At 31.3% G+C, this 19,912-nt stretch carries 22 protein-coding genes and 1 tRNA gene; 7 read left to right on the top strand and 16 right to left on the bottom strand.

Going from position 1 to position 19,912, the window contains the following annotated elements:
- Positions 1-12 precede the first annotated feature (12 nt).
- Positions 13-516 carry a hypothetical protein gene (locus tag ABWP60_RS04520; protein WP_353149136.1) on the top strand — a complete coding sequence of 168 codons (504 nt, stop codon included), beginning with the start codon at positions 13-15 and terminating at the stop codon, positions 514-516.
- Here ABWP60_RS04520 and ABWP60_RS04515 read toward each other — a convergent pair.
- The 8 genes from ABWP60_RS04515 to ABWP60_RS04480 all read right to left on the bottom strand — a co-directional run bounded on the left by ABWP60_RS04515 (position 504) and on the right by ABWP60_RS04480 (position 6,641).
- Positions 504-1,148, bottom strand: a complete 645-nt coding sequence (locus ABWP60_RS04515) for a porin family protein (RefSeq protein ID WP_353149133.1) — start codon at positions 1,146-1,148, stop codon at positions 504-506. The two genes, ABWP60_RS04520 and ABWP60_RS04515, sit on opposite strands and share 13 nt — an antisense overlap.
- 46 nt (positions 1,149-1,194) lie before the next feature.
- Positions 1,195-1,279 (bottom strand) — tRNA-Ser (locus tag ABWP60_RS04510).
- A 4-nt stretch (positions 1,280-1,283) separates the two neighbouring features.
- Positions 1,284-2,264, bottom strand: coding sequence for an asparaginase (locus ABWP60_RS04505; RefSeq protein ID WP_502904809.1), 981 nt, complete (start codon positions 2,262-2,264; stop codon positions 1,284-1,286).
- 58 nt (positions 2,265-2,322) lie between these two features.
- On the bottom strand, positions 2,323-3,450 hold the full coding sequence (locus ABWP60_RS04500) for a 1-acyl-sn-glycerol-3-phosphate acyltransferase (RefSeq protein WP_353149128.1): 1,128 nt from the start codon (positions 3,448-3,450) through the stop codon (positions 2,323-2,325).
- Between the two features lie 57 nt (positions 3,451-3,507).
- Positions 3,508-4,275, bottom strand: a complete 768-nt coding sequence (locus ABWP60_RS04495; protein WP_353149125.1) for a TatD family hydrolase — start codon at positions 4,273-4,275, stop codon at positions 3,508-3,510.
- An 8-nt stretch (positions 4,276-4,283) separates the two neighbouring features.
- The gene (locus ABWP60_RS04490) at positions 4,284-5,264 is read right to left on the bottom strand and encodes a LuxE/PaaK family acyltransferase (RefSeq protein WP_353149122.1); all 981 of its coding nucleotides are present in this window, start codon (positions 5,262-5,264) and stop codon (positions 4,284-4,286) included.
- A 109-nt stretch (positions 5,265-5,373) separates the two neighbouring features.
- Positions 5,374-6,201 (bottom strand): T9SS type A sorting domain-containing protein, encoded by an 828-nt coding sequence (locus tag ABWP60_RS04485; protein ID WP_353149119.1) that lies wholly within the window; start codon positions 6,199-6,201, stop codon positions 5,374-5,376.
- Positions 6,202-6,302: 101 nt separating this feature from the next.
- Positions 6,303-6,641, bottom strand: a complete 339-nt coding sequence (locus ABWP60_RS04480; RefSeq protein ID WP_353149116.1) for a T9SS type A sorting domain-containing protein — start codon at positions 6,639-6,641, stop codon at positions 6,303-6,305.
- 260 nt (positions 6,642-6,901) lie between these two features.
- On the opposite strand from ABWP60_RS04480, the gene gdhA reads away from it, so the two are divergent.
- Positions 6,902-8,245, top strand: coding sequence for an NADP-specific glutamate dehydrogenase (gene gdhA, locus ABWP60_RS04475; protein ID WP_353149113.1), 1,344 nt, complete (start codon positions 6,902-6,904; stop codon positions 8,243-8,245).
- A 79-nt stretch (positions 8,246-8,324) separates the two neighbouring features.
- Here gdhA and ABWP60_RS04470 read toward each other — a convergent pair whose 3' ends face one another.
- From ABWP60_RS04470 to ABWP60_RS04455, 4 genes are all read right to left on the bottom strand, one after another.
- Entirely contained in the window at positions 8,325-8,969 is a 645-nt protein-coding gene (locus ABWP60_RS04470; protein ID WP_353149110.1) for an HD domain-containing protein, read from the bottom strand.
- Positions 8,970-9,034: 65 nt separating this feature from the next.
- Positions 9,035-10,024: an acyl-ACP desaturase gene (locus ABWP60_RS04465; RefSeq protein ID WP_353149108.1), complete on the bottom strand. Its 990-nt coding sequence runs from the start codon at positions 10,022-10,024 to the stop codon at positions 9,035-9,037.
- 5 nt (positions 10,025-10,029) lie between these two features.
- The gene (locus ABWP60_RS04460) at positions 10,030-10,761 is read right to left on the bottom strand and encodes a lysophospholipid acyltransferase family protein (RefSeq protein ID WP_353149105.1); all 732 of its coding nucleotides are present in this window, start codon (positions 10,759-10,761) and stop codon (positions 10,030-10,032) included.
- A gap of 91 nt (positions 10,762-10,852) precedes the next feature.
- Positions 10,853-11,263 carry a BrxA/BrxB family bacilliredoxin gene (locus ABWP60_RS04455; RefSeq protein WP_353149102.1) on the bottom strand — a complete coding sequence of 137 codons (411 nt, stop codon included), beginning with the start codon at positions 11,261-11,263 and terminating at the stop codon, positions 10,853-10,855.
- A 151-nt stretch (positions 11,264-11,414) separates the two neighbouring features.
- Here ABWP60_RS04455 and ABWP60_RS04450 point away from each other — a divergent pair, with 151 nt between their 5' ends.
- Positions 11,415-12,239 carry a hypothetical protein gene (locus tag ABWP60_RS04450; protein ID WP_353149099.1) on the top strand — a complete coding sequence of 275 codons (825 nt, stop codon included), beginning with the start codon at positions 11,415-11,417 and terminating at the stop codon, positions 12,237-12,239.
- Here the strand turns inward: ABWP60_RS04450 and ABWP60_RS04445 are convergent, their stop codons facing one another.
- Both ABWP60_RS04445 and ABWP60_RS04440 read right to left on the bottom strand, forming a co-directional pair.
- Complete coding sequence (locus ABWP60_RS04445) at positions 12,240-13,376, bottom strand: lycopene cyclase family protein (protein WP_353149096.1); 1,137 nt, start codon at positions 13,374-13,376, stop codon at positions 12,240-12,242.
- A 3-nt stretch (positions 13,377-13,379) separates the two neighbouring features.
- Positions 13,380-14,120, bottom strand: a complete 741-nt coding sequence (locus tag ABWP60_RS04440) for a transporter (RefSeq protein WP_353149093.1) — start codon at positions 14,118-14,120, stop codon at positions 13,380-13,382.
- Between the two features lie 76 nt (positions 14,121-14,196).
- Between ABWP60_RS04440 and ABWP60_RS04435 the strand changes: the two genes are divergently transcribed.
- Both ABWP60_RS04435 and ABWP60_RS04430 read left to right on the top strand, forming a co-directional pair.
- Positions 14,197-14,844 carry a metal-dependent transcriptional regulator gene (locus ABWP60_RS04435; RefSeq protein WP_353149091.1) on the top strand — a complete coding sequence of 216 codons (648 nt, stop codon included), beginning with the start codon at positions 14,197-14,199 and terminating at the stop codon, positions 14,842-14,844.
- 72 nt (positions 14,845-14,916) lie between these two features.
- Positions 14,917-15,735, top strand: a complete 819-nt coding sequence (locus ABWP60_RS04430; RefSeq protein WP_353149088.1) for a ZIP family metal transporter — start codon at positions 14,917-14,919, stop codon at positions 15,733-15,735.
- A gap of 193 nt (positions 15,736-15,928) precedes the next feature.
- Here ABWP60_RS04430 and feoB read toward each other — a convergent pair whose 3' ends face one another.
- Together feoB and ABWP60_RS04415 are read right to left on the bottom strand one after the other, a co-directional pair.
- Positions 15,929-18,031 carry a ferrous iron transport protein B gene (feoB, locus tag ABWP60_RS04420; protein WP_353149082.1) on the bottom strand — a complete coding sequence of 701 codons (2,103 nt, stop codon included), beginning with the start codon at positions 18,029-18,031 and terminating at the stop codon, positions 15,929-15,931.
- Positions 18,032-18,271: a FeoA family protein gene (locus ABWP60_RS04415; RefSeq protein ID WP_353149079.1), complete on the bottom strand. Its 240-nt coding sequence runs from the start codon at positions 18,269-18,271 to the stop codon at positions 18,032-18,034.
- A gap of 123 nt (positions 18,272-18,394) precedes the next feature.
- Between ABWP60_RS04415 and ABWP60_RS04410 the strand changes: the two genes are divergently transcribed.
- Positions 18,395-19,132: a metallophosphoesterase family protein gene (locus ABWP60_RS04410; protein ID WP_353149076.1), complete on the top strand. Its 738-nt coding sequence runs from the start codon at positions 18,395-18,397 to the stop codon at positions 19,130-19,132.
- Between the two features lie 52 nt (positions 19,133-19,184).
- Positions 19,185-19,760 carry a PhnA domain-containing protein gene (locus tag ABWP60_RS04405; protein WP_353149073.1) on the top strand — a complete coding sequence of 192 codons (576 nt, stop codon included), beginning with the start codon at positions 19,185-19,187 and terminating at the stop codon, positions 19,758-19,760.
- The last annotated feature ends 152 nt before the right edge of the window (positions 19,761-19,912 follow it).

Genomic DNA, 19,912 nt, shown 5'->3' with positions numbered 1-19,912 from the left:
AACAGCAATTATTTGGCAGAAATGTACTTGTCATGCATTCAAATTTTTATTCTTACGATACTTTTACCGATTAGTTTTTATTCGGTATTAAGAATTTTTAAAAAAATAAAATCATTCACAGAAGCTACTCTTGAAGAAAGAAGATTGCCCATTTTTATTCAACTGATACTGTTATATTTGCTATTAAGATTTACAGTTTTAGAAACCCATTTTCCAGAATTATTTAAGTTTTTTCAAGCGGGTTTTATCAGTGCTTTTTTAGTCTTTATTACTGTACTGTTTCGATTTAAAGCTAGTTTGCATATGATAGGTTGCACTTCATTAGCAGTTTTTGTCTTTCTGTTTACGAGTTATTTAGAAATAGCCGCACTTAATACTGTAGCAGTTTTAATACTGTGTATGGGATTTGTAGCCTCTTCAAGATTATATATGAAAGCACATACTCCAATAGAATTAATAGGAGGAATAGCTATAGGCGGTTTGCCACAAATTTTAGTTTGGTTTTATAATATATAAAAGATAAAACCAACATTGAAATTACTCATTTTGGAACCTTCTTTGAAGATTGGATTTAAACCATAATAAATATAAGGGTTCCAAGTATTAAATCCAACAGAAATATAAGCGCCATATTGCCAACGATTTATTTCGTCTGAAATAGATTCTTTAGTACTTTCAGTTGTAGACTCTAATTTTAATTTTGAATTAAATACATAACTGGTTTTTATTCCAGTATAAATCCTCCAAAAGCTGTGACTATTTTGGGTGGAATTTCGCCACCTAATTTCTAATGGAAAATCCATGCTATGCGTAGTAATTATGGTTCTAATATTTTCAGAAGTGGTGTTTTCTGTAGCGCCAACAATTTCTTCAGAATTTATAAATTGTTTAATATTATTGTACGAATAGCCAATTCCTGGTGCGATAGCCCAATGTCTGTTTTTTGAAATAGGAAAATCTCTTAAAATTCCAAAAGTTATTCCAGGGGAAAAAGAAAACTGCTTAAATCCATCTGGACGATTTTGTACTAAATTATAACTTAATGAGGCGTAAAATTGGTCTTCTCTGTAAAGTGAATCCATTTCAATTGGCTTTATTTCTTGCGAGAAACAAAAAAAGGGAATCCATAAAAAAAATAATATTCTCATGTGTAATAGTTATTGTTTTTTAATTGTCTAAAACCACATAGTTTTGCAGAGAGGAAGGGATTCGAACCCTCGATATGTTGCCATATACACGCTTTCCAAGCGTGCGCCTTCAGCCACTCGGCCACCTCTCTAGTTTTAATCATTCATTTCGCCGCGTAAAGACGTTTCAAAAATAGTCTTAAAAACCGAGTTAGCCACGTTTTGGCCTAACAAATACATTAATTTTGTTATTGCTGCTTCAGTTGTAATATTTTTTCCAGAAATTAAACCAATTTCTTTTAATCTTGTGCTGGTTTCATAGGCACCCATTAAAACACTCCCGCCGCTGCATTGTGTTACATTAATAATGTGTAAGCCGCGTTGTATAGCATTTTCTATTTCATCAATAAACCAATCTTCCATGGGTGCATTTCCAGATCCATAGGTTTCTAAAACTACCCCTTTTAAATTTGGAGTGTGTAAAATAGCGTGTAAAATGCTTTTGTTTAAACCTGGAAACAATTTTAAAATTAAAACATTGTCATCAAAATGGGTATTAACTTTTAATTTTTTAGAAATTTTTTCTTTTAGAAGTACTTCATTATTTACATTCAAATGCACGCCTGACTCTACAAGTTCAGGAAAATTTGGCGATGTAAACGCATTAAAATGTTCGGCACTTATTTTAGTAGTTCGGTTTCCTCGGTATAATTTATATTCAAAATAAAGGGAAACTTCTTGAATAACTGGTTTTCCTTTTTCTTGCAAAGAAGCAATTTGAATGGCGGTTATTAGGTTTTCTTTTGCATCAGTACGTAAATCGCCAATAGGTAATTGAGAGCCTGTAAAAACAATTGGTTTGTTTAAATTTTCGAACATAAAACTTAACGCAGAAGCACTGTAAGACATGGTATCCGATCCATGTAGCACCACAAAACCATCAAAATCCGCATAGTTTTCTTCTATAATTGCCGCTATTTTTTGCCAATCTGAAATTTGCATATTAGACGAATCAATTGGTTTTTCAAACGAAACGGTTTCAATATGGCACTCTAACAATTTAAGTTCGGGAATACCTTTTAGAAGTTTTTTAAAATCAAAAGCCTTTAGCGCTCCAGAATCGGCATCTTTAATCATGCCAATTGTTCCGCCGGTATAAATTAATAAAATAGTTGGCTTTTGATTTGCTTTCAATTTATTGGTATTTTAATTTATTAATCACTGGATTGGCGTACATAGCTAAGAAACTTTCTTTCATTTTAATGTCATCTGCATTTATTCTTAACTCTAATCTTCGCTCAAAAAGTTGTTTTTCTTTTTCGGTATAATTATCAGAATAAGTGCTGGTTTGATGAAGTAGGTCATAAGCTATATAATTTGTAGGCCAAATTTTGTAAGACTTCAAAATAGAATCGTCAATAACTTTTGCTACTGCTGACAATTGTTTGTTTGTATTAGTTGTTTCTTCAGAAATTAGATCTAATTCTTCATATAAAACATCTCCTATATGAATGTGAATACGTTTTTTTTGCCCAATAATTCCGCTTAAAAGGGTAATAAAATCTTCGTTTTTTTCTTTAGTATAAATTTCATCATTTGCTTCTGCCATTAATTGAGGAATTTTTAGGGCATCCGTTGGATCATATTCATAAGAAATAGAAACCGGAACAATTTTTATTTTCTTAAAAAAATCCATATTATTTTTTTCATCGGAAGCCATGGCAATCATTTTTAAAACCCCAGAATGTGTAGCATCATTTCCATCCTTAGTTCTTCCTTCTCGCTGTGCTATCCATACGGAACGATTTTCTTTCGATACCAATCGATACATATATTCAGAAAGTAATTTAGAACTTTCTAATAGCTCTCTTGGTGAAAGATTTCTTTGGACTAAAAAATTTCTGTTTAGTCTGGAAAGCATTAGTAAAAAATCTTTTTTCACTAAATTATCTCCAATGGCAGATGCCGTCATTACTAAACCATGTTCGTGTAAACATACGTTTAATAAACTGGTATCTAAAATTATATCTCTGTGATTTGAAATGAAGAAATAAGCGGTATTTGGTTCTAATTTTTCAAAGCCAGATGTTGTAAGTCCGTCAGAACTTTTTTCTAATATTTTTTTTATGGCGTGGTACGCAAAATTAATTTGAAAATCTCTTATTGAATGTGTACGAAGCAATTGCTCTTTCCAGACTGATTCCTCCGTGTCTGGATACGCAAAATCCACCAATGCTTTCATCATAGGATGATTTATAGAAGCACGAATTGCATCGTTTACTTCTGCATCATAAAAGGGACGTATTTTATCAAATTTAGACATACTTTATTTTATATCTACAAAAAAACGAAAAAAATAGGAATTATACATTAACAAATTTTAAAATCCGAAGATATCTTTGCTGTTTTGTGTGGTAATTGCCGCTATATCTTCCATTGGTAACTTATAAATTTCAGATAATTTTTCTGCAACTAATTTAATATAACTACTTTCATTGCGTTTCCCTCTAAATGGTACGGGAGCTAAATAAGGTGCGTCGGTTTCTAAAACAATATGTTTGAGGTCAATTTCATTTAAAAACTGATCAATTTTTCCGTTTTTAAAAGTGGCTACGCCACCAATTCCTAATTTCATACCACAAGAAATGGCTTGTTTTGCTTGATTGAAATCTCCAGTAAAACAATGAAAGATTCCCCATAATTCTGCTGATTTTTCTTGTTCTAAAATTTCAAAAACTTCGTTAAATGCATCTCTACAATGAATATTTATGGGTAGTTCATATTGTTTGGCGAGTTGTATTTGCTTTACAAAAACGTCTTGCTGTTGTTTTAAAAATGATTTATCCCAGAATAAATCAATGCCAATTTCGCCAATTGCTGCAAATTTTCTATTGGCTAATTCGGAAATCACGTACGCCAATTCCTCTTCATAATTTTCTTTAACATAACAGGGATGTAGCCCCATCATTAAAAATATATTTTCCGGATATTGCGCTTCTAAATCGTACATTTTCTGAGTATAACTACTATCTATAGAAGGTACAAAAAGTCTTGAAACCCCTGAATCAATAGCGCTTTGAATCATTTTTTCTCTGTCTTCAGAAAATTCTTCAGAATATAAATGGGTATGTGTGTCAGTTAAAATCATTTTATTTTTTAATAAACCATTAAATTACAACCTCTTATGTCAGAATTATCAAATCGTCCTAATACTTCAAAAGTCATATTGTGGTGTTTTTTCCCTAAATCTTGCGTAGCGATAAAGGAACAGGAATTAATATTCGCTAAATCAATAACATTGATGCCGCCGGTTTTTCCATTCTCAACGTATTGTAAAGCGTCTTCTGCATCTCTAATTAGTACGTCCATCCATATGGGACACTCAAAAATACCGTTTCCTAACGAGTAGGCTTGAGATAAGAGTTCGGTCATTCCGTATTCCGAATGTATGGTGTTTACTCCAAATCCTTCGCAAAGCGTTTGGTGCAATTCTTCACGAATGATTTCTTTTCGTTTGCCTTTCATACCACCAGTTTCCATTACGATGGTATTTTTTAGATTGAATTTTTTGTATTCAATTAAGTCTAATAAAGCATATGTAACCCCTATCAAAAGAATATTCTGGCCTTCATTTTCAAGTTCGATAATTTTATTGGCAAGTTGTTCTAAATTATTTAAATAGAAGCCACTGTCTTTATGATTACTTTTTGTAATCCAATCGTTAACCATATAAATTAAAGAAGAACCCTCTCTTTCTAAATAAGATGGAAGTAAAGCTAAAACACAATATTCTTGAATATTACCATAAAATTGAGCGAAAGCAATGGAATAGCTGTTTTCGTAAATTGAAATATCTGTAACAAAATGTTGGCTAGTTTGTGTGCCTGTTGTGCCGCTACTGGTAAAAATTGTTTGCGCTTGTTCAAAATTAGAGACTATTGTTTCCGATTTAAAAAACTGTATAGGTAAAAATGGAATGGCATTTATTTGCTTAACATTACTTGGACATTTGCCTAAATGATTACAAAAAGCTTGATACACTTTGTTGTTTTCGTATTGATGACGAAAAACTTTTAAAGTAATTTTTTCAAATTCTTTTTTAGAGGAAATAGCAAAAATGTCATCTTGTGAAATCATGCAACAAAAGTAGAAAAAGATTATTAGTTGTAAGTATTTTTTCTAGTTTTAGATATAAAAAAAGCACCAATGTTAATTGGTGCTTTCTTGAATATGTTTTTAAAACTAATTATTCAATAATTAATTTTTTAGTTGCCGTTTTTCCTTCTTCAGAAATTTTTACAATGTACATTCCTGGAGTTAAACCAGTAATATTTACAGCATTATTACTTACTTTCGAATTGATTACTTCTTTTCCCAAAACATTGATTACAGAAACGTTGATTTCACTATTTAAAGCAGTTTCAATAAATAAATTATTTTTTGTTGGATTTGGATACATTTTTAATCCATCAATTTGAGAGAAAGAGTTAGTTGATAAAACAGAAGCCCCAGGACTACTAAAAGAAATGTTATCAAAACTAGCAGTAGCACCGTTGTAGGCTCTAAATTGTAGTTGAAAAACAGTAGCACTTGCAGGAACAGTAGAAGAAACAGTTACTTGGGTCCAAGAAGTTGCTTGAGCAAGATATGTGTTATTATTTCTTAATGGATCATCTGATGAACCTGTTGTTCCAGGAGGATTTATTGGAGTTGTTGGATTAGCACTAGTTGGGTTAAAAAATACACTCCAAATTCTAGCAGTATTACCTGTTGTTGCTCCGTCTGTTCTAGCTGCTTTGTACCAAAAAGATACATTTACTGTAGCTCCAGGAACAACAGTAAATTTTTGATCAAAACCAGTTGTAGCAGTAGCGATATATTTTACAGAAAAGCTGTCATCTTGACCTTCGGTTGTTATGTGAGTCGGTAAAACGTATAAAGGATTTGAACCAGTTCCTCCACCTGTAGAGGACCATTCAGTTAATCCATTCACGAAAGAAGGGTTATTTACTAAATTTTGAGCAATGCTGAGTGTAGTAAACAACATTAATAATAAAAAGTTAACTTTCTTCATGTCTTAGTAATTAAATTTAGACACAAATATAAATACTAAACCAGATTTAAAAACAATGAAGTAGTAAAGTTAATGTAAACTTAATAAAGATAAATAATAAACTAGTTAATGATCAACTTTCTAGTGGCAGAAGCTTCGCCTTCTTTGATCTTAATGATATAAACACCAGGGTTTAAATTAGAGACATTTAATTCTTTGGTATATAAAATAGTGTCAATCACTTTTTTGCCTAATACATCAAAAATTTCAATTTTTTTATCTAAGTTTAATCTTGAAGAAATGTAAACTTTTCCTGTATTGTTAGGGTTTGGGTACAAACTTAATCCTTCAATAGCAGGCTCTTGCGATCTAGTTGAGCCATTATTTTTGCTTTCTTGAGCAACTGCAGCCACACTAAATAATAAGAATAAGATGAAAGTATAAATGTAATTTTTAGCCATAATTTTGATATATGTTGTAAATTTATAAAATAAATATCAATTAAAATGCCAAAAATGAGAAAATTATTTATTATTTTTTAGTGGTGTTAAATTTATATTTTTAAAACTATAACAATTTGTTATTTTTTTGATGATTTCTTATTTTTTTTAATGTTGTTTCATCTTAATTTAAAAAAACACTAATTTTTTTATCAAATTCTTCGAAGTATTTTTTATAAGATGTATATTTGCAATAGGAAATTATCAAAAAAAATATAATTATGAGTCAAAGTGTTACAGCATTTTTAGGCGAAGTAGCTAAAAGAAATGCAAACGAACCAGAATTTATGCAAGCCGTAAGAGAAGTGGCTGAAACAGTAATTCCTTTTATTGAGGCCAATCCTAAATACCAAGGTAAAATGTTATTGGAAAGAATGGTAGAACCAGAAAGGGTAATTATGTTCCGAATAGCTTGGATAGACGACAAAGGTACTACCCAAGTAAATAGAGGTTTTAGAATTCAAATGAATTCGGCAATTGGACCATATAAAGGTGGTATTCGTTTTCATCCATCTGTAAACTTAAGTATTTTAAAATTCTTAGCATTTGAACAAGTTTTCAAAAATTCCTTAACTACATTGCCAATGGGCGGTGGAAAAGGGGGTGCAGATTTCGATCCAAAAGGAAAGTCAGATGTAGAAATCATGAGATTTTGTCAGGCGTTCATGACAGAATTATCTAAACATATTGGTGCCGACACGGATGTTCCTGCTGGAGATATTGGTGTTGGAGGACGTGAAGTTGGTTATATGTTTGGCCAATATAAAAAATTAAGAAATGAATTTACTGGCGTATTAACCGGTAAAGGAATTTCGTTTGGAGGTTCACTTATTCGTCCTGAAGCAACAGGCTACGGAGATGTGTATTTCGCAGATAGCATGTTAAAAACAAAAGGCAAAAGTTTTGCCGGTCAAACCGTTGTGGTTTCTGGTTCTGGAAACGTGGCACAATATGCTGCAGAAAAAGCAACTCAATTAGGAGGTAAAGTAGTGACTATGTCTGATTCATCTGGTTATATATATGACGAAGCCGGAATTGACGCTGAAAAATTAGCATATGTGATGGAAATTAAAAACGTAAATTACGGAAGAATTTCAGATTACGTTAAAAAATATCCAGCGGCAAAATTTGTAGAAGGGAAACGTCCTTGGGAAGTAAAATGCGATATCGCATTACCATGTGCTACTCAAAACGAATTAAATGAAGAAGAAGCAAAAACATTGGTTGCTAACGGATGTTTCTGCGTGGCAGAAGGAGCAAACATGCCATCAACTCCAGAAGCGGTTACTGTTTTTCAAAACGCAAAAATATTATTTGCCCCTGGAAAAGCATCTAACGCAGGTGGTGTAGCTACTTCTGGTTTAGAAATGTCTCAAAATTCCTTACGTTTAAGCTGGTCTTCAGAAGAAGTTGATGAAAGATTAAAAGGAATTATGAAAAACATCCATGAAGCATGTGTGAAATATGGTTCAGACGGAAATGGTTATGTAGATTACGTTAAAGGTGCAAATATTGCCGGTTTCGTAAAAGTTGCAGACGCCATGTTAGGTCAAGGTGTAGTATAATCCCCTTACATAATAAACATAAAAGCAGTTTTCAAAAATTGAAAACTGCTTTTTTTATATTTATAATTGACACTATTTACTAAATAATTCCGTTCCATTCTCCGTAAAATTGCTCTAAATACAATTCCATAAAATCATGGCGTTTTTCTGCTATTTTTTTACCTGTTTGGGTGTTCATTTTGTCTTTTAAAAGCAATAATTTTTCGTAAAAATGATTAATTGTGGGTGCGGTAGAATTTTTATATTCTTCCTTAGACATTGATAAATTGGGTAAAATTTCAGGGTTATAAATAGCTCTATTTTTAAACCCTCCATAATTAAAGGTTCTTGCAATTCCTATAGCTCCAATAGCATCCAGTCTGTCGGCATCTTGTACAATTTCTAATTCTTTTGAATGAAAGTTTTTTTTGAAATTTCCACCTTTAAAAGATATATTTTCAATAATATTTATCACATGATTTATAGTTTCTTCTGCAACATTTTCTTTTGTTAAAAAATCTCGTGCTACTTTCGGACCAACAGTTTCATCACCATCATGAAATTTGCTATCGGCAATGTCGTGTAATAAAGCGGCTAATTGAACTACTTCTAAATTACAAGTTTCTTCTTTAGCAATTAGCAAAGCATTTTTATATACTCTCTCTATATGAAACCAATCATGACCACTTTCAGCATTTTCTAGTTGCTTTTTTACAAAGTTTTGTGTGTTTTCTAGAACTGGCATTTTAGTTTGGATAAAAAATTCCAAACTCTTTTGGAATTTGGAATTTATATTTTTAGAATTTAAAATTATTTAATTAAAGCAGGTTCTACCCATTTGAAAATTTGCCCTTCTTCAGGAATGATTATTCTTTCAGAAATTTTCTTCATTCTTTCTGGTAATTTCATCAAATAGTCTCTAGCTTTTTCAGCTTCGGCGGTTAGCCCGTTGATATTAGCAATATCCCATTTTACGTTTAATTTTTCTAAAATATCAACATAATCAGCAGCAGTATATACGCCAATTCTTTGTGCAGAATCAGAAAATGCTTCAAAAGCACTACCAATTTTTTCGCCAGATTCACGTAAGAAAACAGCAGGCATGGTAATTTTTTGCTTCATCATGTATTGAAAAGCCAGCATCATTTCGCTTGGATCTACTTTAAATATTTGATTTACAAATTCGCTATAGGCTAAATGATGGCGCATTTCATCACCAGCAATTAAATTACACATTTTGAATAATTTTTTTTCGCCATATTTTTTAGCAATTAGCGCTACTCTGTTATGAGAAACAAAAGTGGCTAATTCTTGAAAACTGGTATAAACAAAATTCTTGTAGGGATCTCTTCCGGTTCCAATATCAAAACCATCATTAATTAGATGTTGCGTGGTTTGCTCTATTTCACGCATATTTACTCTTCCGGATAAGTACAAATATTTGTTTAAAGCATCACCATGACGATTTTCTTCACCTGTCCAATGGCGTACCCATTTACTCCATCCATTTCTTTCTACATTATCCACCCCTTCTACATCCATTAACCACGATTCGTAGGTTGGTAAAGCTTCTTCTGTAATAGTATCTCCAACTAAAGTAACCCAAAAATCGTAAGGCAAATCTTTTGAAATTTCTCTTAGTTCTTTTACTTCTTCTAAAAAACTTTCTTGATTAGAATCGGGTAGTAAATCCGTTGGTTGCCATATTTTTTCAACTGGAATTAAAAATTCATCCATAAAAGAATCAATTTTCTTTTCCAATAATTGCATGACTTCAAGTCGTATGTTTTGTATTGACATGGTTTTTAATTTATATGTTTTTTTATACTTTCTTCAGTTTTTTCAAAAATTTCATCAAATGAATAATCAGAAATTTTTAATGGTTGATGTATTTGAAATGTTATTTTTGTTCCTAACCCTAGAGGGAATTGTCCAAATCTGTTCATCTTCCATGAATTATTTATACTAATAGGAACGAAATAGGCATCAGGAGCAAATTTGTATAACATTTTCAAACCGTTTGTTGCAAACTCTTTAGGAATTCCAGTTTTACTTCTTGTTCCTTCTGGGAAAATAACCATTGATCGATTCGTTTTATTGATGTATTCTCCAGCTTTTTTTATTTCTGCTAAAGCTTGTTTTCCGTCTTTTCTATCAATTAATGCTGAGCCACCAATTCTTAAATTTAATGAAACACTAGGAATGCCTTTTCCCAACTCTTTTTTACTTATAAATTTCGGATGCACATTTCTTAAGAACCAAATAATAGGAATAATATCATGCATACTTTGATGGTTACAAACTAAAATTAATGGTTTGTTTTCTGGTAAATTTTCTCTTCCTGTTATGGTGTATACTGTACCTAAAATATGAGAAGTTCTTAATAGAAAAAAATTTAAAACCGCTACAGACATTCTATGTGCATTATATCCAAATATATAGTAACATACCAATTGTATAGGATGAAATATAAGCAACCAAAATAAAAAAACTATCGCATATAGCACCGATAATGGATACGAAATAATTTTTTGCATACTTTTTTTGTATTAAACGTTGTCAAAGATATGTGTTATAAATAAAAAAAACCACCTATTAGGCGGTTTTTATAGTATGCTTGCATAGTAATTAGCAAAATTCGTTGTAAGCGTCTTTTAAGTTTTCTGCGATTAGTTCTGCTGGACGGCCTTCAATATGATGGCGTTCTAACATGTGAACCAATTCGCCGTCTTTAAATAAAGCCATACATGGCGAAGATGGAGGAAAAGGAAACATGTGTTCTCTTGCTTTGTCCACTGCTTCTTTGTCCACTCCTGCAAAAACAGTTACTAAATTACTTGGTTTTTTTACATTTTCTAAACTCATTTTTGCACCTGGACGAGCATTTCTGGCCGCGCAACCACAAACGGAATTAACAACTACTAAAGTAGTTCCTGCTTTACTGATAGCTTGTTCAACGGTTTCAGCGGAATATAGATCTTGAAAACCTGCATCGGATAATTCTGCACGCATTGGTTTAACCATTTCTTCTGGATACATATTTTGTTTTTTTATTTTGCGTTTATAAAGCACAAATTTACAAAGTTTTTACTTCTACACATATAAACTTTTCATAAAGATTTGTTATCGTGCTATAAATTTGATTAAATCTTTAATATTGTATGCTATATTTGTATTAAGATAATAGATTATGAGTTATTACATTTTACTTTTTTTAAGTATTGCCACATTTAGTTTTGCACAAGAACTCAAAGATGCAGAAATTGAAGTGGTACAAATAAAAAGCAAACCTAAAATTGTAACTATTTTAAAAAGAGTAAACAAGCAATTGTTAAAAAAAACAGATACCACCAGTTTTGTTTTCGATTTGCGTCAAATAAATTTAAAAAATTCGGATACCATTATAAATAGAACAGAAGAGCAAATTATTAAAATTACCAATTTTAATAGTACATTTTCAAAAAAAAATGTGATAGAAAATAAAGACAAATGGTTTTCTATTTTTAAAGAAATTTTTAAAGGATATAGTTCAGAAGAATCTCCAATTGGTTGGCTTTCAGGTTTCCCGATTCGTAAAAATTTATCAACTGCCGAATTAGACTTTTTTATTCATCCAAATGGTTACGAATTTACTAGAGAATGGTTAGATAATGAAAAATTAGTAGTAACGTTTAAATCGAATGGTTTTTATAAAGGGAATTTTATTGTGGATAAAAATTACAATTTATTACAATTAAATTACGAGACGGAACTACCTTATCCGTTTTTTTATACTAGTGAAGAAAGTATAGGAAAAAACCATAAATTCACTTCAAATTGGATATATCAAAGGGAAAAAGTTGCCATGAAATTTGATATTTTCAACAATAAAATGATCTTAAAGTCTTTATTTATTGAAGAAAAATTACGAGATTTTACCTTTAAACGATTTGATGATAAAGGCGTTACTTTTACCGATGTAAATCAGTTTTACACGAATATAAAATTGGTAAACAAGAAGTTTTCGGTAGAATAATTAAAAAATTCGTTTTAATAACACTTTAATAAATAACTCTTTTGGGCACATCCAAATAACTTGTAAATCTTCCCAAATAGATGTTTCTTCATCTAAGAATTTGAAAATTAACGGCGCTTTTCCTGTTTTAAACATACTCGAAAAAATGCTGCTTCCGTATTCATTGGTTTGAAATAAAATGTCAATTAATAACAAATCGTAAAACCAAAATTTGTTGATTTTGTGAAACTTTGTAAAATTGCTTTCGGTCTTTAAAAATTGAATCAATTTCTTTGATTTCTTTACCGAATTTTTAAATGTATAACCTGTACTGGCTTTGCTCCATCCGCCTGCCGAACCTATATTTATTATGTTTTTGCTGTTATTTTTCCAAAATGGAAAACAAGTCATTGGAATATTACCTTGTTCTTTTTCAACAATTTCATAATCGGTAATACCTAATTTTTTAATGTAGTTTTCAATTTCAGTTTCGTAGGCTTCTTTTGATAGTAAATCTTTCGAGAACAACGTATATTCTAATAAAGCTTCAGTTGTTGAAGTCGGTAAAACATACATAAAGCGTGTATTTCCTTTTTGTTCTACAGAAAAATCCATAAAAGTCGGGCAATCTTCCGTGAAAACGGCTTCTTTACTTTTGATAAACCAACCGATAAAATGTTGTTGCACCAAAGGAAATTTAGTTTGCGATTTTACAAGTTCCGGGTTGTAGATGCTATTAAAAATTTGATTGCAAGTAAACGATTTTGTTTTAGTTTGAACCACACAATGATTGCCTAATTCAGAAAAATCAATTACTTTATCTTGAAAAATTTCTATATTAGGATGTTTTGTAATTTCATCGAAAATTAATTTATAAAAGTCCGCACTTTTAATCATTTTGTATTCGTACGGATGTAAAGTTAATTGATTGGTGAAGTTTTCGTTTTTAAACCAAGCTTGTTGCCAATTTTTGGTGGTAATTTCGTTAAATAAATTTTCACTATCCCAAAAACACCACGTTCTGTCGTTTTTGTTTTTTGCATCGGAATCTATCAAAAGTATTTTTTTGTCTGAAAATCGGCCAGATTGAATCATTTCAAAAAGGGTCAACAATGCAGATAAACCGTTTCCAGTAAATATGTAATGATAGTGTTTCATTTGTTACATTCTGAAAGAAAAACCAAAAGCGGCGTAATAGCTTGGCGCATTTTTAGTAACTCCGAATCCTGATGACAAATCTAACATAAAATTATCATTAATCAAATAAGTTATTCCTCCATCAATTGAATGATTTGCAGTTGCATTTTCAGGCAAAAAGCCAAAAACCTCAATATAACTTCCTATTCTTTCTGAAATAGAATAACCTGTTGCAATGGTATAAATAAATGTAGCTTCGGGCGAGTTTCCGTCCCATTCGCTTCCTAAATTATAACTAAATGACATTTTTTCTGAAAGGGTGTGTTGCATTACAAATCGAAATTCGGCCGCTGTAAATTCATTTTTATATTTTGAAGACGCCCCATTTGGTAGTCCAACGTGTCCTATGAATGAAGTTTTAGGAAAAATCCCTTTTTCTTCCGCAATTTTAATTTTACATCCAACAAGCACCGGTTTTAATCCTGAAATTTCAGAATCAAAATTTTTGTCGATTAAAAATTCAGTGATTAATCGCAATTCAAAATTATCGTTGACTCCATATTTCCACAAAGAAGAAGGCAAAGTCAACGTCTTACTATTGGTGTTGTTTTTTTGAAAACTGAATCCGTTTTCCACTTGAAACATTTTTTTTGGAACTAAATAGGGCGTTTCAGTTTGGTCGGGTCTATCCGTTTGTATGGGTTCAATTTCTTGACCAAACGCTATAAAAGGAATCCAAATTAATAATAGAATGATTTTTTTCATATTTTTTTAGACAAATCTAAAAATATTTTTTTAAAACTCGTAAGTTTATGTTACATTTGTTTTTCAAATATACAAAATGACCACATCTGAAGAAAATTATTTGAAAGTTATTTATCATTTATCAAACCTTTCACCAAAAGGGGTGAACACGAATGCTATTGCTGCGATGTTAGATACCAAAGCTTCGTCTGTAACAGATATGTTGAAAAAATTATCTGAAAAAGATTGGATACATTATCAAAAATACCAAGGTGTTTCATTAACGGATAAAGGAAAATTATATGCGAAAATTATTGTAAGAAAACACCGTTTGTGGGAAGTTTTTTTAGTTGATAAGCTCGGTTTCGCTTGGGATGAAGTGCATGAAGTAGCAGAAGAATTAGAACACATTAAGTCCGAAAAATTAATCAATCAATTGGATCAGTTTTTAAATTTTCCAAGTTTTGACCCGCATGGTGATCCCATTCCGAATGCAAAAGGAGAAATAAAAAAAATAGAAAAACAATTAGTATGTGAAATTGAAGTGGGTAAAACCATTACTTGTGTAGGCGTAAAAGATACTTCTGTTGATTTTTTACAATATCTAAACAAATTGAACATTTCGTTAGGGACAAAAATGAAAGTGATAGACAAAGAACCCTTCGATGGAACCCTTAAAATTGAAATTAATAATAGCGTTTTGGTCATATCGGATAAAATCGCTAATAATTTATATGTAAAATAATAGCAACACAGACTTTAGAGATTTTTAAAATTTTAATGATTTCTAAAATCTGGGTTTTAAAATTAAAATTAAATGTACAACGATTTAATAAAATATTTAGAAGGAGTTGATCCAATATTAGCTGCTTTTTATGCTACTATGTTTACTTGGTTGGTTACTGCTGCCGGAGCATCTTTGGTCTTCTTCTTTAAAACTATGAATCGTGCCGTTTTAGATGGTATGTTGGGTTTTACAGGTGGTGTTATGGTGGCGGCAAGTTATTGGAGTTTGCTGGCACCAGCTATAGAAATGAGTGAAGGCGAAGGTTTTACAAAAGTAATTCCAGCTGCAAGTGGTTTTTTAATGGGCGCTTTATTTTTATTTGCTTTAGATAAAACATTACCACATTTGCATATTAATTTTAAAGAAACCGAAGGGATAAAATCGCCTTGGCAACGCACTACTTTATTAGTGTTGGCCATTACACTTCATAATATTCCTGAAGGTTTGGCAGTTGGAGTTTTGTTTGGTGGTGTTGCGGCTGGCATTCCAGAAGCCTCTATTGCAGGAGCTGTTACGTTAGCATTAGGAATTGGAATTCAAAACTTTCCTGAAGGAATTGCCGTTTCTATGCCTTTAAGACGAATGGGAATGAGTCGTAGAAAAAGTTTTATGTACGGACAATCATCTGCCATTGTAGAACCTATTGCCGGAGTTTTAGGAGCGCTTGCTGTTACTTTTTTCACGCCAATTTTACCTTATGCCTTAGCATTTGCTGCTGGAGCGATGATTTTTGTAGTTGTAGAAGAAGTAATTCCAGAAACCCAACAAGATAAAAATACAGATATTGCCACCTTAGGATTTATTGCTGGCTTTATTGTCATGATGAGTTTAGATGTGGCTTTGGGATAATAGACTATTTAAAAATATTTAAATTACTTACAGTCGCAAGTATCTCCGCAATTTTTTTTAGTTGCTTTTTTCTTCCAAAAGAATTTTTTAAATAAAAAACCGACGGCTAAACCCAAACAGATATATGTTAAAATTTCTTGCAAATTCATAAATTTTAATTTTATTAATTTCTTAAATCGGTGTTTCCAAAAAACTATTTCAAACTTTGATAAGCAATTAGCGCTACCACATAAGCAAAACCGCTCATAAAAACCAATTGAATTATCGGCCATTTCCACGAGTTGGTTTCTTTTTTTACAATAGCAAGTGTACTTACACATTGCATCGCAAAAGCATAAAACAAGAGTAATGAAATTCCGGTTGCGAAATTAAATATCTTATTTCCATTAGCATCAATGTCTTCTGCCATTTTCATTTTTATAGTAGCTTCTTCATCGCTCTGGTTTCCTACACTATATATGGTAGCAAGTGTTCCAACAAATACTTCTCTAGCGGCAAATGAACTTACTACTGCAATTCCAATTTTCCAATCGTAACCTAATGGTTTTATGGCTGGCTCAATGGTTTTTCCCATAATTCCAATGTAAGAATTTTCCAATTTGTAGGCAGAAATAGTATTTTCAATCACAGAAGGATTTATTTTATGTTGGCTTGAATATACTTCTTTTTCAACGATTTCTTGTGCGTTGTTAAAATTTTCTCCAGGCCCGTGAGATCCTAAAAACCACAGAATTACAGATAAAGCTAGAATTATTTTTCCAGCTCCAGTTACAAACGCTTTTGTTTTTTCAAGAACATTTAATGCTACATTTTTTAAAAGAGGCACTTTATAACTTGGCATTTCTACAATAAAATATGATTTGCATTTTAACTTAAGCGCCTTATTTAGCAAATAAGCAGAGCCAATTGCCACTACAAAAGCCAATAAATATAACGCCATTAAAGTTAAACCTTGTAAACTGAAACCTAAAAACCGTTTTTCTGGAATGATTAATGAAATTAAAATCGCGTAAACCGGTAATCGTGCAGAACAAGTAATAAATGGTGTGATTAAAATCGTAATTAAACGTTCTTTCCAGTTTTCAATATTTCGAGCGCTCATAATGGCAGGAATAGCACAAGCCGTTCCAGAAATTAATGGTACGATACTTTTTCCAGATAATCCGAATTTTCGCATAATTTTATCCATTAAAAATACTACACGACTCATATATCCGCTTTCTTCTAAAACAGAAATAAACAAAAACAAAAAGGCAATTTGCGGAATAAAAATGATAATGCCTCCAATTCCGGGAATGATTCCATCAGAAAGTAAATCCGTAAATTTTCCTTTCGGAAGACTTTCTTTAGTTAACGCACTAAATTTTGAAAAAGTAGTATCTATAAAATCCATTGGAATGCTACTCCAATCGAAAATGGATTGAAAAATAAGTAATAATATTCCGAAGAAAATTAAATATCCAAAGACTTTGTGTGTTAATATATTGTCTAATTTACTTTGAAAATCGGTCGCTTTAGATTTGTCAATTTTTTGGGTAATTTTCAGCGTATCATTAATAAATTGATACCTTTTTATGGTTTCTTTTTGTTGCAGTTTTTTTAAATCAGAGTGCGAACGGGTAAAATTGTTTTCTATTGTGTTTCGCTCTAAATTTAAGAAGTTTACGTCTTGTGTAATAACCAGCCATAATTTATAAAGCAACTGATTTGGAAATGCTTTCTTAAGACGATTAAAATATTCTTCATCTATAGAACTGGCATTTAAACAAGCTTCAGTAGATAGATTTTTGTAATTTAAAATTAATTCTTTTATATACTCAATTCCAATATTTTTTCTGGAACTTATTAAGGCAATTTTAGTTTTTAATTCGGTTTCGAGTAACGGAATGTTTAATTCAATTCCTTTTTGTTTCATTCGGTCACTCATATTTATTACAAGCAACGTGGGAATTTCTAAGTCTTTTATTTGTGTGAAAAGTAATAAATTTCGTTTTAAATTTTCTACTTCGGTAACCACAACAGCTACATCTGGAAAATCTTCATCGTTTTTATTTAATAGTAATTCAATTACTACATTTTCATCAATTGAATTCGCATTTAAACTGTACGTTCCTGGTAAATCTATAATTTTAGCTTTCGTAATTTGATTGAGTTTACAAATGCCTGTTTTTTTATCCACAGTAATTCCAGGATAATTCCCCACTTGCTGATTTAATCCTGTTAACTGATTAAATACCGAGGTTTTACCCACATTTGGATTTCCTATTAACGCAACTTTTATGGTTTTAGAATACATTTATTGAATAGAGTCTTGTAAAATATAGATTTCTTGAGCTGTTTTTTTTCTAATAGCTACTTTCGCGTCGTTTATATTAAAAAATAAAGGGTCACCCATTGGTGCCACCTGAATTAATTCGATAGTATTGCCAGGTAAACATCCCATTTCAATAAGCTTCAATGGAATTTCATCAATATTAATATCTGAAATTTGAGCCATTTGCCCCTTCTTCAATACAGTAGCATTACTATTTTCCACAAACTTATTTAGATTGAATTAAAATACAAAGATAGCATATTCCGAAAACAAAAACCTAACAAATATCCTGTTTTCAATTGAACTATTATTTGTATATTGCTTACCTTATTATAAAAGATGTAAATGAGCAGAACACTAGTTATTGGCGACATACATGGCGGATTAAAAGCCTTACTTCAAGTACTCCAAAAAGCAGAAATAAAACAGAATGATATTTTAATATTTTTAGGCGATTATGTGGACGGTTGGAGCGAATCGCCTGCAGTTTTAGAGTATTTAATTGCTTTATCGGAACAACAAAAATGTATTTTCTTAAGAGGAAATCATGATGAATTGCTTTTAGATTGGTTAGAAAATCGACATGAAAATATAAAAGAAGAGCTATGGTTTAAACATGGGGGAAAAGCCACTGTTGACGCCTACAAAACTGTATCTAGTGAAACGAAACAAAAACACATTGCCTTTTTGAAATCCTTGCGAAATTATTATTTAGATGCTGAAAACAGATTATTTGTGCATGCCGGTTTTACAAATATGAATGGTATAACACAAGAGTTTTTTCCAAAATTAATGTATTGGGACAGAACGCTTTGGGAAGTGGCTTTGTGTTTAGATGAAACTATGGATAAAAATTCGCCTTTATATCCAAAAAGATTAAAAATTTATTCTGAAATATTTATCGGACATACGCCTATTTCTAAAACGGAAATAGTCGCACCGCTTTGTAAAAATTCTGTTTGGAATTTAGATACTGGCGCCGCTTTTTCGGGTGTATTAACTATTATGGATTGTGTTTCTAAAATGTATTGGCAAAGTGATAAATTGCGCGAGTTATATCCAAGCGAAATAGGGAGAAATTAATTCCTATATTTGCCAAAATTTAAGAAAAATTAACAGCCATAAAAACAAAATAATGAGTGTAATTGAAAGAAAATTAAAAGACAGAAGCGAGTCAAAATGTGAAATTAGTGGTGCCGAATTGGATTTAGTGGTGTACACGTTACCACCTTATACAGAAGAAAGTTTAGCACATTCGGTTTTATTGGCCAAACATTTAAAAGATCAAGTGGAAAACCCAGATTCAATGAATCCAAATGATTGGAGAGGTTTGTCTGATAGTATGTGGAACGAAAATTTACCGGTTCAAATTTTATCTTGGCGCATGTTGGCGCGTTTAAAAAATAGCGATACGTTAGAAATGATGTATTTAGATGAAGAAGCCTTAGAATGGGCAAAAGCTACAGGTGAAGGTGAAGAAGAAGACGAAAATAAAATTGTGCATAAAGACAGCAACGGTGCTATTTTAAAAGATGGCGATTCTGTGGTATTAATTAAAGATTTAGATGTAAAAGGGGCTACATTTACTGCAAAACGAGGAGCGGCAGTACATAATATAAAAGTGGTTTGGGACGATGCCAACTTAATTGAAGGAAGAGTAGAAAACCAACATATTTATATTTTAACACAATACGTGAAGAAAACGAAGTAATTAGTTAATGTATCGTATTAATCCTGACAGGTTTCAAAAACCTGACAGGATTTTAGAGATTTAAAACCCTGCAAACACCTTATTTGTAGGGTTTTTATTTTTACATATTTTTTTGTATTTTTATAAAAAATATTAAACTATTTTCAGAATTA

Origin of the sequence: Flavobacterium sp., assembly GCF_040402895.1 — a bacterium.
In the GTDB taxonomy this organism is placed as follows: Bacteria; Bacteroidota; Bacteroidia; order Flavobacteriales; family Flavobacteriaceae; genus Flavobacterium.
The sequence above is the reverse complement of the archived record's forward strand: the minus strand, read 5'-3'. Positions and strand labels throughout refer to the sequence as shown.

What these genes read in the sequence shown, in the direction of transcription:
- gdhA (WP_353149113.1), top strand. Translation starts at nt 6,902, where the DNA reads ATGAGTCAAAGTGTTACAGCATTTTTAGGCGAAGTAGCTAAAAGAAAT.
- ABWP60_RS04450 (WP_353149099.1), top strand. Translation starts at nt 11,415, where the DNA reads ATGAGTTATTACATTTTACTTTTTTTAAGTATTGCCACATTTAGTTTT.
- ABWP60_RS04470 (WP_353149110.1), bottom strand. Translation starts at nt 8,969, where the DNA reads ATGCCAGTTCTAGAAAACACACAAAACTTTGTAAAAAAGCAACTAGAA.
- ABWP60_RS04460 (WP_353149105.1), bottom strand. Translation starts at nt 10,761, where the DNA reads ATGCAAAAAATTATTTCGTATCCATTATCGGTGCTATATGCGATAGTT.
- ABWP60_RS04405 (WP_353149073.1), top strand. Translation starts at nt 19,185, where the DNA reads ATGAGTGTAATTGAAAGAAAATTAAAAGACAGAAGCGAGTCAAAATGT.
- ABWP60_RS04490 (WP_353149122.1), bottom strand. Translation starts at nt 5,264, where the DNA reads ATGATTTCACAAGATGACATTTTTGCTATTTCCTCTAAAAAAGAATTT.
- ABWP60_RS04485 (WP_353149119.1), bottom strand. Translation starts at nt 6,201, where the DNA reads ATGAAGAAAGTTAACTTTTTATTATTAATGTTGTTTACTACACTCAGC.
- ABWP60_RS04465 (WP_353149108.1), bottom strand. Translation starts at nt 10,024, where the DNA reads ATGTCAATACAAAACATACGACTTGAAGTCATGCAATTATTGGAAAAG.
- ABWP60_RS04495 (WP_353149125.1), bottom strand. Translation starts at nt 4,275, where the DNA reads ATGATTTTAACTGACACACATACCCATTTATATTCTGAAGAATTTTCT.
- ABWP60_RS04410 (WP_353149076.1), top strand. Translation starts at nt 18,395, where the DNA reads ATGAGCAGAACACTAGTTATTGGCGACATACATGGCGGATTAAAAGCC.
- ABWP60_RS04435 (WP_353149091.1), top strand. Translation starts at nt 14,197, where the DNA reads ATGACCACATCTGAAGAAAATTATTTGAAAGTTATTTATCATTTATCA.
- ABWP60_RS04500 (WP_353149128.1), bottom strand. Translation starts at nt 3,450, where the DNA reads ATGTCTAAATTTGATAAAATACGTCCCTTTTATGATGCAGAAGTAAAC.
- ABWP60_RS04430 (WP_353149088.1), top strand. Translation starts at nt 14,917, where the DNA reads ATGTACAACGATTTAATAAAATATTTAGAAGGAGTTGATCCAATATTA.
- ABWP60_RS04455 (WP_353149102.1), bottom strand. Translation starts at nt 11,263, where the DNA reads ATGTATCCAGAAGAAATGGTTAAACCAATGCGTGCAGAATTATCCGAT.
- ABWP60_RS04445 (WP_353149096.1), bottom strand. Translation starts at nt 13,376, where the DNA reads ATGAAACACTATCATTACATATTTACTGGAAACGGTTTATCTGCATTG.
- ABWP60_RS04505 (WP_502904809.1), bottom strand. Translation starts at nt 2,264, where the DNA reads ATGATTAAAGATGCCGATTCTGGAGCGCTAAAGGCTTTTGATTTTAAA.
- ABWP60_RS04480 (WP_353149116.1), bottom strand. Translation starts at nt 6,641, where the DNA reads ATGGCTAAAAATTACATTTATACTTTCATCTTATTCTTATTATTTAGT.
- ABWP60_RS04515 (WP_353149133.1), bottom strand. Translation starts at nt 1,148, where the DNA reads ATGAGAATATTATTTTTTTTATGGATTCCCTTTTTTTGTTTCTCGCAA.
- feoB (WP_353149082.1), bottom strand. Translation starts at nt 18,031, where the DNA reads ATGTATTCTAAAACCATAAAAGTTGCGTTAATAGGAAATCCAAATGTG.
- ABWP60_RS04440 (WP_353149093.1), bottom strand. Translation starts at nt 14,120, where the DNA reads ATGAAAAAAATCATTCTATTATTAATTTGGATTCCTTTTATAGCGTTT.